The sequence below is a fragment of the Pararhizobium sp. PWRC1-1 genome (assembly GCF_049897905.1).
Classification (GTDB): Bacteria; Pseudomonadota; Alphaproteobacteria; order Rhizobiales; family Rhizobiaceae; genus Pararhizobium.
Map to the genome: position 1 here is coordinate 1 of NZ_JAFCXE010000011.1, position 12757 is coordinate 12757.

11 protein-coding genes and 1 pseudogene are annotated in these 12757 nt (G+C 61.9%); 1 reads left to right on the top strand and 11 read right to left on the bottom strand.

Features of this window, described 5'->3' with window-relative positions; genetic code table 11:
* Nucleotides 1-118: 118 nt before the first annotated feature.
* The 11 genes and pseudogenes from ACP7E0_RS17495 to ACP7E0_RS17545 all read right to left on the bottom strand — a co-directional run.
* Nucleotides 119-502: pseudogene (locus ACP7E0_RS17495) on the bottom strand (Dps family protein); the annotation flags it as partial.
* Nucleotides 503-540: 38 nt separating this feature from the next.
* Nucleotides 541-726 carry a hypothetical protein gene (locus tag ACP7E0_RS17500; RefSeq protein WP_426126357.1) on the bottom strand — a complete coding sequence of 62 codons (186 nt, stop codon included), beginning with the start codon at nucleotides 724-726 and terminating at the stop codon, nucleotides 541-543.
* Between the two features lie 129 nt (nucleotides 727-855).
* Nucleotides 856-1746: an alpha/beta hydrolase family protein gene (locus ACP7E0_RS17505; RefSeq protein ID WP_426126359.1), complete on the bottom strand. Its 891-nt coding sequence runs from the start codon at nucleotides 1744-1746 to the stop codon at nucleotides 856-858.
* Nucleotides 1747-1759: 13 nt separating this feature from the next.
* The gene (gene kduD / locus ACP7E0_RS17510) at nucleotides 1760-2518 is read right to left on the bottom strand and encodes a 2-dehydro-3-deoxy-D-gluconate 5-dehydrogenase KduD (RefSeq protein ID WP_426126361.1); all 759 of its coding nucleotides are present in this window, start codon (nucleotides 2516-2518) and stop codon (nucleotides 1760-1762) included.
* On the bottom strand, nucleotides 2502-3587 hold the full coding sequence (locus ACP7E0_RS17515) for an ABC transporter ATP-binding protein (protein ID WP_426126363.1): 1086 nt from the start codon (nucleotides 3585-3587) through the stop codon (nucleotides 2502-2504). Before ACP7E0_RS17515 ends, kduD begins: the two co-directional genes overlap by 17 nt.
* A gap of 9 nt (nucleotides 3588-3596) precedes the next feature.
* Nucleotides 3597-4649, bottom strand: coding sequence for a carbohydrate ABC transporter permease (locus ACP7E0_RS17520; protein WP_426126365.1), 1053 nt, complete (start codon nucleotides 4647-4649; stop codon nucleotides 3597-3599).
* Nucleotides 4646-5677 (bottom strand): carbohydrate ABC transporter permease, encoded by a 1032-nt coding sequence (locus tag ACP7E0_RS17525; RefSeq protein ID WP_426126366.1) that lies wholly within the window; start codon nucleotides 5675-5677, stop codon nucleotides 4646-4648. Before ACP7E0_RS17525 ends, ACP7E0_RS17520 begins: the two co-directional genes overlap by 4 nt.
* Nucleotides 5678-5788: 111 nt before the next feature.
* A complete protein-coding gene (locus ACP7E0_RS17530) occupies nucleotides 5789-7057 on the bottom strand; it encodes an ABC transporter substrate-binding protein (RefSeq protein ID WP_426126368.1) in 1269 nt (422 codons plus the stop codon).
* Between the two features lie 82 nt (nucleotides 7058-7139).
* Nucleotides 7140-9623, bottom strand: a complete 2484-nt coding sequence (locus tag ACP7E0_RS17535) for a hypothetical protein (protein WP_426126370.1) — start codon at nucleotides 9621-9623, stop codon at nucleotides 7140-7142.
* Nucleotides 9620-10456: a 5-dehydro-4-deoxy-D-glucuronate isomerase gene (gene kduI / locus ACP7E0_RS17540; RefSeq protein ID WP_426126372.1), complete on the bottom strand. Its 837-nt coding sequence runs from the start codon at nucleotides 10454-10456 to the stop codon at nucleotides 9620-9622. The genes ACP7E0_RS17535 and kduI overlap by 4 nt, the downstream gene beginning before the upstream one ends.
* Nucleotides 10453-11553, bottom strand: coding sequence for a glycoside hydrolase family 88/105 protein (locus tag ACP7E0_RS17545; RefSeq protein ID WP_426126374.1), 1101 nt, complete (start codon nucleotides 11551-11553; stop codon nucleotides 10453-10455). The genes kduI and ACP7E0_RS17545 overlap by 4 nt, the downstream gene beginning before the upstream one ends.
* Before the next feature lie 115 nt (nucleotides 11554-11668).
* Between ACP7E0_RS17545 and ACP7E0_RS17550 the strand changes: the two genes are divergently transcribed.
* Nucleotides 11669-12721, top strand: a complete 1053-nt coding sequence (locus ACP7E0_RS17550) for a LacI family DNA-binding transcriptional regulator (RefSeq protein WP_426126375.1) — start codon at nucleotides 11669-11671, stop codon at nucleotides 12719-12721.
* The last annotated feature ends 36 nt before the right edge of the window (nucleotides 12722-12757 follow it).

Genomic DNA, 12757 nt, shown 5'->3' on the forward strand with positions numbered 1-12757 from the left:
TTCTCATTGACGAGCAATGCGATCCTGAAATGATCGAGCGCGTGATGGCCGACGAGACAAAGCGCTAGACCGCTAACTCAAAGGTCGCGATACGAAAAATCCGCTCGCCGGACGCTTACAGAAGATCGGCGTTATCGTCGCGCAATTCGGCCAGCATGTCCTGCGGATCCACATAGTCGGCATCGTTGTCGGAGATGCGCTGGAGTTTGGCGATATGGCCGATGGAGCGTAGCGTCGTTCCACCAATCTTGCGGACGCGTTCGGCCATAGGATCGGTCATTGCCAGGATTTGGTCGCCGTGATCGTCAAAGAGCAGGTGGTAATCCCGGAAATGCGGGCCGGACATATGCCAGTGAAAATTCTTCGTCTTGAGATAGAGAGCAAACGAATCGGCAAGCAGGGCCGTCATCGCCCCGGAAATATCCCGGACAGCGTTGTCGGGCAGGCCGGATGGTGTTTTCAGCGGGGCCATGCGGCGGGCGCGCGGAGTTTTCTCGGTCATGGCATGGCTTCCTTGTTTCAGGTGGGATGAAGCAGGCATCAGCGGACGCGTGAAGGGGATATAGGGTCGCTGGCAGGAAAAGTCTCCTCCAGGGCTTCCTCAAGAAAATCATCTTGCTCGCGCCAGCGATCGGCAGGCGGCATCAGATCGTGCAGATCGACCGGTTCCGGCAATGATGCCAACGCGTCTCGCAGATGTGCGGTTTCCTGTCTGGTGCTCTTCATGGCGCCCCATCCCGTTGGTCCTTGGCCGGACCCCAGGCCGACTATAGCATCGCTCTTGCTTTTGGGTATGGGGCTATCCCGATTTCAGATCGGGCTTTGACGATACCGATCCGCAGGACGGGAGTGCGGCTAAAGGTGGCCGCGGAAAAAGCCGAGAACCTCCCGGCGCATCCTTTCGGTTTCTCTATGTCCGATGCCGTCCTCTTCCAGAAGAGCCAGCTGGTGACGTGCCCCTGCCGCTTCATAGGCGGCAGCGGTTTCGCGGAAGGCGCGGCGGATCGCGGGTGGCGGGGTCAAGGGATCGTCGAGGCCGACGCAGATGAGCTGGGGACGCGGGGCGACCAGGCCGGCGATTTTGCCGGTCGAGGTTTCTGTAAGGAGGCCGGGGATGGTGAGATAGTGGCCGTGCAGATCGTGTGCGCCGGTCTCGATCAACGTGGCGAAATCGGCGTAGCAGCAGAGATGCGCGGCGGCTGTGATGCGGGGATCGATCGCCGCCAGGAAATAGGTGAGCGTGGCGCCCATCGAAATGCCGGTCATGCCGATCCGGGTGGGATCGACGTCCGCGCGTGCGGCAAGCCAGGTCAGGGCGGCTGCCTGTTCGCCAAGCATCTGGCCGAACAGTGTCTGGCCGTGCCAGAGGGCCGCCTTGGTTGCGGCGCTTTCGGTGATATCAGCGCGTTCGCCGAAGGTTGGCATGTCGATGCAGAGAGTGACATAGCCTTCCCGGGCGAGGACCGGGCCGGGCGCATCGAGGAGAGCGGCGCGGCCATCGATCAGTTCGCTGGCGCCGATATCGTAGCGGGCGCCATGGGCATGAGCGTAGAGGATCGCCGGCCCGGGTGTCGTGTTGCTTGGTGGCCTTGTCAGGAAGCCGCGGATTTCCGTTCCACCGGTTAGGCGGAACCGTAGATGTTCGACGGTGTAATCGTCATGATCTTCGACAGATGATGTCACCAGTTCCAGCGATGGTTCTGTCACGCGAAGCAGGGATCTCAGCCGTTCGATGGAGATGGCCATTCGCGATCCCGGGTTAGCGCACCAACCAGCCGCCATCGACCGGGACGGTGATGCCGGTGACGTAGCTGGAGGCTGGAGATGCAAGGAACAGCACCGAGGTGGCGAGGTCGTCCGGCGTGCCCCAGCGGCCCATCGGAATGCGGGCGGAAATCTGGGCGTTGCGGTTGGTGTCGTTGCGCAATGCCTCGGTATTATCCGTTTCCATATAGCCGGGGGCGATGGCGTTGACGGTGATGCCGTGCGGTGCAAGCTCGTTGGCCATGGCTTTCGTCAGGCCGGCGATACCGTGTTTCGAGGCGGTATAGGCAGGCACGCGAATGCCGCCCTGGTAGGAAAGCATTGATGCGACATTGATGATGCGTCCGGGCCGCTTGGTTTCGACCATATGCCGGGCAACGGCCTGCGACAGGAGGAAGGACGACTTCAGGTTGACGTCGAGGACAGCGTCCCAATCCTCTTCCGAATGATCGAGCAGATCGGCGCGGCGGATGATGCCGGCGTTGTTGACGAGGATGTCGATGCTGCCGAGTTCGGAGACAACCGAGCCAATGATCTCTTTTGCATTGAATTTCTGCGAAAGATCGACTTCGAGCGCATGAAATCGGCGGCCGGCCTGGCCGATCGCTTCGGCCGTTTCCGGCATCGGACTGGAGCCAAGCGCTGCGATGTCGGCGCCAGCGCGGGCGAGCGCCAGCGCCATGCCCTGGCCAAGGCCCGTTCGTGCGCCGGTGACCAGCGCCACCTTGCCGGAGAGATCAAACAGCGTGTTCAAGGCGCAACCCCTTCTCGTTGAACAGATGCAGCGGAGCCGATGACAGCGACAGGCGGATATCCGCACCCGGCGTCAATTTATGTTGTCCCTGCGCGACGACCAGGATTTTTTGGCCTGCGACATCGGTGTGGAGGATGGTTTCCGAGCCGAGTGCTTCGACCAGCTTGATCTTGGCCGCAATACCTTCGCCGCCGGTACCGATCGAAACATGCTGGGGCCGGACGCCGAGGGTGATGGCGGAGCCGTTGGCAAGGCTGCTGGCGGCCACCGGCAGTTCCAACCTGTTGCCGCCGGCGAAGATAGCGACGGCCTTGCCGGAGGATGACGGTTCCACCGAGCCTTCGAGGAAATTCATGTGCGGTGAGCCGATGAAGCCGGCAACGAAGCGGTTCGCCGGGGAATTGTAGAGTTCCATCGGCGTACCGATCTGCTCGATGCGGCCGGCACGCAGCACGACGATCCGGTCGGCAAGCGTCATCGCCTCGACCTGGTCGTGGGTGACGTAGATCATCGTTGCGGACAATCGGGCATGCAGGGCCGCCAGCTCGGCGCGGGTCGAGCCGCGCAATTCGGCATCGAGGTTGGACAGCGGCTCGTCGAGCAGGAAAGCGACCGGACGGCGCACGATCGCCCGGCCGATGGCGACGCGCTGGCGCTGGCCGCCGGAGAGCTGTCCGGGACGCCGGTCGAGATAATGCTCGATTTCCAGCATGCGGGCCGCTTCCGTGATGCGCGTGGCAATCTCGGCCTTGGGCATCTTGGTGTTTTCCAAGCCGAAGGCGAGGTTCTGGCGCACGCTCATATGCGGATAGAGCGCATAGGACTGGAAGACCATGGCGAGCCCCCGATCGGCGGCGGGGATGGCATTGACCACCTTGCCGTCGATGGCGAGTTCGCCACCGGTCGGTTTTTCAAGGCCTGCAATCATGCGCAGCAGCGTGGACTTGCCGCAGCCGGACGGGCCGACGAATACGACGAATTCGCCGTCGGCAATCTCCAGATTGATGTCATGGAGCACGTCGACTGCCCCGAAAGACTTTGCGACATTGGTGAGTTTGATATGTCCCATGATGAACCCTTATTTCAGGCCGGTTCCGGCGATGCCGGTGGTGATGAAGCGCTGCAGGAAGAGGAAGACCAGAACTACGGGGATCATGGTCACGACCGTCATCGCCAGGATGAAATGCCATTGCACGTTGAGCTCGCCGGAATAGATGCTGAGGCCCACCTGCAGGGTATAGAGCTCCTTGCGCGACAGGACGATCAGCGGCCAGAGGAAGTCGTTCCAGCGCCAGACGACGGAGAAGATGGCGAGCACGGCGAGCGCCGGTGCTGTCAAAGGCAGGATAATGCGCCAGTAGATCTGCCATTCCGACGCCTTGTCCATACGCGCGGCGTCCAGCAGTTCGTCGGGGATGGTCAGCATGTATTGCCGCAAGATGAACACGCCGGTCGGCGTTGCCACCGTTGGCAGGATTACGCCCCAGAGATTGTTGAACAGGCCGAGCGCCGAGACGATGGAATAGAGCGGCACCATGATGACCGACAGCGGCACCATCAGTGTCGCGAGGATGAGGAGCATCGCGAAAGTGCGGCCGCGAAACTCGTATTTGCTCAGCGCAAACGCCGCCATGGAATTGACCACCAGCGTGATCAGCGTTGCCGTCACCGTGACGAAGACGGAGTTCCAAAGATAGCGGACGAAATCGAAATGGGTGAAGGGCTCGGTATAGTTTTCCGTCGCAAACGACATCTGCCTGACCGGCGTACGCTTGGCGATGTTGACTTTGACGATCTCGGACGGCTTGGCAGGATCGACCATCTGGCTGACGGTGCCGATGCGGCGAACTTCGGCAAGCGTCGCGGTGCTGCCGCCCTCAAGCGTCACAGTGTAGAGATCGAGCGGCTTGTCATAGCCCTCGACCGTCACCTTCTGGGTGACATAGGGCAGGATGGTCGGCGGGAATTCGGCAAGGGCGGCGGGCGACTTGAACGACGATGCTGTCAGCCACACGGCCGGGCCGAACATCACGAACAGGCCGACGATCAGCCAGACCCAGGTGACGATATCCGTCCAGTGCCAGCCCTTGCCGCCCTTGCGGCGAAACAGGAATTCGATGGCCCGGCTCATTTGCGGGCTCCCTTCTTGTCACGTGAACGGCTGAGGCCGAGTTGCACGAGTGTGAGGACAACGAGCACAAGGCCCATCAGGATCGAGGCAGCGGCGGCAAGGCCGGGGTTGCGCAGCTGTGCGGCAAAGCCGGTCTCGTAAATGTACTGCGTGACAAACAGCGTGCTGGTGCCAGGCCCGCCGCCCGTCAGCACATAGACTTCATCGAATATCTGCACGGCGCGGATCAGCACCAGCACGATGACGACGAGCAGGTTCGGCATCAGGAGCGGCAGGGTGATGCGGCTAAACACGCGCATGGCCCGGGTGCCGTCCATCTCGGCTGCCTCATAGAGATCTTTTGGAATCGCTTGCAGGCCGGCAAGAATTATCAGCGTATAGAAGCCCATATGTGCCCAGATCGAGACGCCGACGGTGGCGGCGAAGGCCCAGTTGCGGTCGTTCAGCCAGACATGCGGATCGAAGCCGAAGCCAAAGAGGCCGAAATTCAACAGGCCCTGGCGTTGCAGGATCCATTTCCAGATCAGGCCGACGACCACGGGTGATAGCAGCACCGGAAAGAAGAACACCGCGCGCCAGAAACTGCGGGCCATCAGGTTGCGGTTGAGGATCAGCGCGGAGATCAACGAAACCGCGATCATCAGCGAGACCTGCAGGACGACGAACCAGCCGGTATTGCCGACGGCTGTCCAGAACGTGTCCTCGGCGCAGGTGTTCGGGTTCAGGTAGTTCGAGCAGTCGAACAGCCTTGAATACTGATCGGCACCGACGAAGGTGCGGTCCGACAGGAACAGCGCGGTGCCACCAGTCATCGAATAGGCGAAGTTGATGAAGAACGGCAGGAGTACGAAGACGCCGAAGATCAGCATGTTCGGCAGCAGGAAGAATGCCGCCATGCCGCCGAGACCAAACTTCTTTTGGACCCAGCGCAGGGGGGCATCGATGATGCCCATGGCAAGCCGCACCGGCATCATGGCGGTCTCGCCCAGGCTCTGGCCCGTTCGGCTCTGGCTGGATATCTCTGCCATTATCGATCACTTTCCTCTTGCGCGTTGCATGGCGCTACGGCTCGTCTTCCATCGAAGATGTGAAGCGGGCGGCTGAGCGGGATTGCCCGCCGCCGCCCGCGTGTTCTCACGTTAGAGAGCCGAGTCCTTGACCTTGGCGGCAATATCCGCGTCGATGCGGCTATAGGCCTCGTCAAGCGTCATTTCACCGGCAGCCGCCTGGCTGACGCGGGTGACGAGAGCGCCGTAGATCGTATCGGACCAGGGCCAGCCGGGCAGCTTGCGCGCAAGGTCGGCGAGGGATGTCGTTGCCGTCACGAAGATGCCCAGCGCCGCTTTGGCCTGCGCATCTTCGGTCTTGAAGTCCAGTCCCTTTTCGATCACGCCCTTGTGCGCTGGCAGGAACAGGGTGCGTTCGGAGAACTCCTTCACGACCGGCTCGCTGGCCAGGTAATCCATGACCTTGGCGACGTCCTTCGGGTTCTTGGTGTACTTGATCGCCACCAGACCGGCACCACCGGGCATGCCGCTGCAATTCGCCGGGCCACAGGGGCTACCGGTCGCGACCCAATCGAAGTTCGTCCCGATCTTGGTCGAGAAGTTCGGTACCTGCCAGGAGCCGGAATAGTAGAAGGCGACCTGGCCGTTGATGAAGTCGTCGGCGCCCGCGCGGTAGGTCGAGCCTGCCGCCGATACCCAGACGTCCTTGCTCATGGTGCCGTCTTCGATCCAGCCGATGAATTTTGAGATGAAGGCCTTGGAGCCGTCATCGAGCGGTGCCGGCTTGCCGTCTGCACCGATATAATTGGCACCGAAGGCAATGTCGGGCGCTGTTATGCGATGCCCCGATCTGTCGAGCGCCATCGGAAACGGTATCTGCTGGCTTTCGGCGACCTGCTTGGAGGCCTTGGCCCAATCATCCCAGGTGGCATCCTTGCCGGGCAGGGCAACGCCCGCCTGATCGAACAGCGTCTTGTTGGCAAAACCGCCGGTCAGCGTGATCTGCGTCATGAAGCCGGAAATCTGGTCAGTGCCGTCGGGGCGCATCCAGTCGGCCTGATCGCCGAAATTCTTGTCCCAATAGGCGGCATCGGCCACCAGCGGACGCAGGTCGAGCCAGTGCTTGCTCAGCGCCTTCAGGTTGGTGACACGGGCGATATCCGGGCCGTCGCCGGCCTCAAGCTGTACCGGCAATTGTTCGCGCACGACGCTGTAGGACACGTTGTCGATGGTGACCTTGATATCCGGATTGTCCTTCATGAAGCGATCGATGAGGTCCTTCAGGACCTCGCCCTCGACGCCATCGGAATACCACATGATGCGTACATCCCCGGCAAGTGCCGCCGTGGAGGTCAAAAGCCCGACGGCGAATGCCGCGAGCATCGTTCTGGTCCTGGTCATGTCTTCCTCCTCCTGTGGGTGCGGGCCTTCTCCTTGCCCGCATTTGAACGGGCGCCGGCTTCTCCTCGCCGGCGCTTCGCCTTTAGTGTGCGGCCAGCATGGCGACCTCGCCTGCGACCGTGAAATCTCTCGGAACGATCGTCCGGCCTTCGGCCTCGACCGATCCGTCCTTGCGGAATGTGACTGTGCCGTAATCGGGGTCTTCGACCACCAGCGCTCCGTCCGCCGTCTCTGCAATGGACAGCGAGGCGAACCGGCTTTCCACCGCTTTAATATCCGAGGCTTCGCAGACCCGGACGATCCAGCGGGTATTCTGGCCGTATTGGCGCAGCTCTGCATTGGCCGATGGGCCTGTCGTCACCGGCTGCAGGTCGGTGCTGCCGAGCAGGATCACCGCGCCGCCGCCGCTACGGGCGATGGCAAGGCGTCCGCGTACGGTGCTTTCGTCGAATTCGGCGACCGGGAACCAGGCATGGGTGAAATCCGGCTGTTCTTCGAAGGTCACAAAGTCGAGTACGGCCAGCCCCCGGTACTGGTGGGCGCGAGGGAGGGTGCCGCACCCGCCCCAGAAGGACGGCCGGCCGTACCCGAACTGAATGGTTTCGCCTGGATGGTTGATCCAGACGGCTGCTTCGGGCCGCTTGCCGAGGCGCAGATGCAGGATGGTTTCCTGATAGCCCCATTCGTTCCAGCGGTAATGGGCGGCAGAGCCCATGGCGAAGTCGCGGCCCTTGTAGTGATAGAGCGCCGCAAACCGGTCCTGGCCCTGGGCAAACCGCCATTCCTGATGTTCGTCCGCCTGATGGCTGGCAACGGCTGCAAGTGTCTCGGGAATGACCAAGCCATGATCGCGCAGGCACACGGCAAGCTGTGGCAAGGCATGGACGCGGCGGCCATACCAGCCGGCACCCCAGAGCAGGCGGGCAACGCCCGAAAGCTCCAGCGAGCGGCCGGCGCAGAGCGTGTGTTCATAGGAACGCCCCTGCGCTGCCGTGACCATGCCGTGGTGCGCGGAGCGGGCGATGACTTCGCAGAGGCGCACGATGCCTTTCTTTGCCCGCTCGGCGATATCTGCGTCAGGCGAGAGGGCGGCGAGTGCCGTCAGGCCCTTGAGATCAATCGGGAAATATGGCGCTGAGTTGAATTCCGCCATTTCCCAAGCTTCGAAATGATCGAGCCAGGCGCGCACGCGGGTGGCACCAATGGCGCTCTGCTCGGCACCCTTGCGGCCGGAGCGGGCGAAGGTTTCACCGGCCAGCAGGTGTCCTGCGAGATAAGCGGAAGTATGGAAAAGCAGGGCGTGATTTTCGGAGAAATACCACTGAACATCGTTGCCGGGCTCGTCCATCCAGTAGCGGAAACCGAGGATGGCCCGGTCGATGCGGGCGCGGGTCGCGTCGCCGATGTCCTTGCCCCAGACGGTTCGCGACCAGATCAGCGGCACGAGCGAAAAATCGGCGCAGTCGTGGCAATCCTCGATCGATGGCAGGATCTCCTCGATCATCGCATCGGTATCGGCGCCGGACCGGCCGCTGGCGAGTCGCGCAAAAGCCCGCACGGTATCGCGTTCGGAGAATTCCGAGACTTCGGTGAGCGTTTCGGTGATGCGCTCAGTAAGCGTCGCCGGTGCCGTGCCTTGGCGGCCGGTATGGCAGATCTCGATGCCGAGCGAACGCGATGCGACGAATTCGCCGGCCTTGAGCGTGATGCGGAAATGGCGGAAATCGGCGGGTGCGGCTTCCGATGGGCCGATGACCAGACGCGCGTCGCCAGCCTTGAGGAGGAAGTCATAGTCGAAACGTTCGGTCGACATAAAGTCGCCTTCGACCGTGACATTGACAGCGACATCCACCGGTAGGGGCTCGGCAAGCCGCAGCGTGATGTCGCCTTCGAAATAGGCCGTGCGCTCGAAATGCATGCTGTCGAGGGCGGTCTCGATCGTCTCTGCCACTTTGCCGTCGATCGGCACGGGCACGGCAACGCTGGCCACCGGGCCATTGAGGTAGTCGAGTTGGAAGAAGTAGCGGGCGTCGCGTTCGGCAAGATCATCGAAGAAGATGGTGACCTCGTTCAAGCCCTCCTGCAGCGCCAGATCGAATTCCGCCTTTGCCTCCAGATTGCGGCTATAGGGCGCCATCCAGCCAGATTCCTCGCCGTTCAGCCAGAGGACCGCGCCGCCGCAGGTGCCGAGCCGGACCTTGGCGGTCCCGGCTTTCTCAGTCGCAATGAACGTGCGGGCAAAGGTGGCAAGCCGGGTTGGGCGGAACCAGAAACCGGAAAGATCGAGCCGCGGCGAACCGAACGGTAACCACCAGCGGGTGGCCTCGAACGAGCCGCGCACATCGGGGCGCTTACCGCGATAGGTTTCGGCAAAGATCGTACGGCAGGGATATTCGTGCGGAATGAAGTTCTTGTGCTTGGTCAGGAAGAAGAACGGATCCATCTCACCCTTCATCGGGGCGTCGGGCACGTCGAAACGCTCTTCGGCAATCGTTCCGAGCTGCCAGTAGCGGATGGCATCGCCAGCATTGAGTTTGCGGTTCATCAGGGATCTCATCGGGGTCATTTCAGCTCTGCCAGGGCCACCGGGGCCACGTCGTTATATTCCTGGTTTTCCCCGGTCATGCCCCAGACGAAGGCATAGGGGCCGGTGCCAGCGCCCATGTGGATAGACCAGGCAGGTGACAGGACGGCGTCGCCATTGGCGACGATCAGATGGCGCGTTTCTTCCGGGCGGCCCATCAGATGAATGATGCGATCTTCCGCCGCCATGTCGAAATAGCAATAGGCTTCCATGCGGCGCTCGTGCAGATGCGGCGGCATGGTGTTCCAGACGCTGCCTTCGGCGAGATCGGTGATGCCCATCAACAGCAGGCAAGATGGGGTCACTTCCGGATGAATGTACATGGCGAGGCGGCGCTTGTTGGAGCGGCGGCCGTCGCCGAGATCGACCGCCTTCGATTCCGCCTTCTTGATCAGCTTGTGGGGGATATCGGCGCCGGCTGGAACGGAGTTCATGTAGAAGCGGGGCGGGGTCTTTCCCGACAGGCTTTCCATCGAAATCTCGCGGGCGCCTCGGCCGAGATAGAGTACGTCGCGGTTTTCCAGCGTGAACGTGTGCCCATCGACGGTGACTGTTCCGGTGCCGCCCAGATTGGCGATGCCCATTTCGCGTGCGGACAGGAGATAGGGCGTGCCGATCTCGTCGCCGGAACCGAACGTCACGCTTTTGGACACCGGCATGGCGCCGCCGAGAAGCAGGCGGTCGACATGGGTATAGGTGAAACTGGCGGCGTCCGGAACGAACAGGTCGGTCATCAGGAAGGCGCTGCGGAGTTTTTCCGTGTCATAGCCTTTGACGTCTTGCGGGGCCGCGCCGTACAAAATCTTCATCGTCATGCTGCTTGTCCTTCTTGTCCGACGTGCTGCAGGCCTTCGGAAAGGCACAGAATGGCCAGTGCCTGGCCATAGCCGGTCGGTTGAATGGGAATGTCTTTGTAGAACTGGAGATCATGGCCCATGCGGGTGCCATAGGAGACGTTTCCGACGGTGCCGGTCTCATCGATGTTGTCCATCACCACCTGCAAGGCCTTGAGGCCGGCTTCACGCCAAACCGGAGTGCCGAGGCCGAGGCGGTAGCCTTTCAACAGGCCGTAACCGATCCCGGCGGTGGCGGAAATTTCCTCATATGAGGTGGCATCGTCGAGCAACGTGCGCCATGCGCCGGAGGGAGCCTGAAGCAACAGAAGCGCATCGACCTGCGCCACCAGCACGCCTTGCAAAAAATCTTTCACCGGCTTGGCGAGATCGGCGAGGTCGAACAGATCGAGCAGGCCCGCCGTGATCCAGGCATTGCCGCGCGCCCAACGCGCCCGGGCGAAATTGTGCCGTCCGTCAAAAGTCCAGCCATGGAACCAGAGGCCGGTATGGGTGTCGGCGAGATAGCGGGTGTGGACGAGGAACTGGCGTGAGGCTTCATCGACCAGTTCGCGGCGGCCGCTCGCCTGGCCATAGGAAGCCAGGAACAGGGCGACCATGTAGAGCGTGTCGTCCCAGAGTTCATCGTGATTGACCTTGTCGGAGACATGATGCTCGAAGCCGCCTTCCGGCGTGCGGCCAAGCTCAGCCATCACGCGGTTTGCCCATTCATCAAGGACCGGCTGCCAGCGGGGATCGCGGGTCTTGGCCCAGAGCACCGACAGGCCGAGCATCGGCGCGGTGGTGTTGACGTTGAGCTGCGGCAGGCCGGCCTCGATACGTTGCTGATACCAAGCTTCGACCAGCTGGCGCAGATCATCGCGGCCGGTGAACAGCCAGAGCTTGATCAGGCCGTAGAGGCCGACACCCTGCGGCCATTCCCAGCTGTCGAAGCTGATATAATCGCCAGCGGTTCCATCGAGATTGGGCTCATGGAAACGGCCGTCATGCTTGAGGCCGGTCGTTCCGGCGACAAGGCGATCAAGACCGTTGCTGATATCGCGGCCATCTGGACCCATGAATGCTCCTCCACATGTGCCGCTCTTGGGGACGGCTCGTTGAGGAAATAAATGCACGCCGAATTTTGTTGCGCAATCTGAAAATTTTTCTCATGTTGGTGCAACGGAGGTCGATATGACTGTCAAACCCATCGCGGGCAAACGCGGAAAGAAGAGCAAGCGCGTGCGTCTGGAGGATATTGCCGAGGCCTGCGGCGTGTCGCTAAGCACTGCCTCGCGGGCCATTGCAGGCGAAAAAGGTGTGCGGCCGGAAATCCGCCGGCAGGTACTCGAAGCGGCGAAGCTCGCCAATTACGTGGTTCCCACGGCGATTGCAGGCCAGAAGGTCATTCTGGCCGCATCAAGTGCTGCGATGATCGACTATGTTCGCAACCAGTTCACGCTCTATGTGCTTGAAGGGCTGAAGGAACGTGCGCAGGCGCTGGGGCTCGAGATCGTCACCCGGCCGATTGCCGACCGGAACGAGGAACTGGCGGTTCTCAAGGAGGCGCAGGATGATCCACAGGTGGCGGGCCTGCTGTTCCTGACCGTAGATGACGAGGGCATGCTGGCGGCAACGCGCGGCTTCGACAAGCCGGTGGTGCTTCTCAACAGTGACGACCCGTTCATGCGGCTTTCCAGCGTCACCCCCTGCAACCGGTCCAGCGCGCGGCTTGCGGCCGATCATCTGATCGGGCTTGGCCACGAGCGCGTCCTGTTCCTGATGCGGCCGGGCCGACGCACCATCGAGCGGCGCTACGAGGGCTGGAAGGATGCGTTGCTGCATCACGGGCTTGCTGCAGATGCGGATTTGGTTGTTCCCGTCGATGACTGGCTGCCGGAACTGGCAGCGCAAGCGATTGCGTCACGGATTGAAGCGCGTGGGCTGGATTTTACTGCAGTTTTGGCCGCCGGCGACAGCCTGGCCGTCGGCGCAATGATGGGCGTCCAGCAGCGGGGCTATTCTGTGCCGGGCGATGTGTCTGTCATGGGCATGGACGACCTGCCGCAGGCGTCCTTCCTCAATCCGCCGTTGACGACGATGCACATTCCGATGCGCGAGATCGGCTCCGTCGCGCTCGATCTTTTGCGCGACAGCCTGTCCGGCCTGCCGATGCCGCCGCGCCGTGTCGAACTCGCGTGTCATCTGGTCGAGCGGGCATCGACGGGGCAACGGCGGTCAATCTAGGGGCTGCACGCGACATAAAGTGTCTTCCGAAGCAGG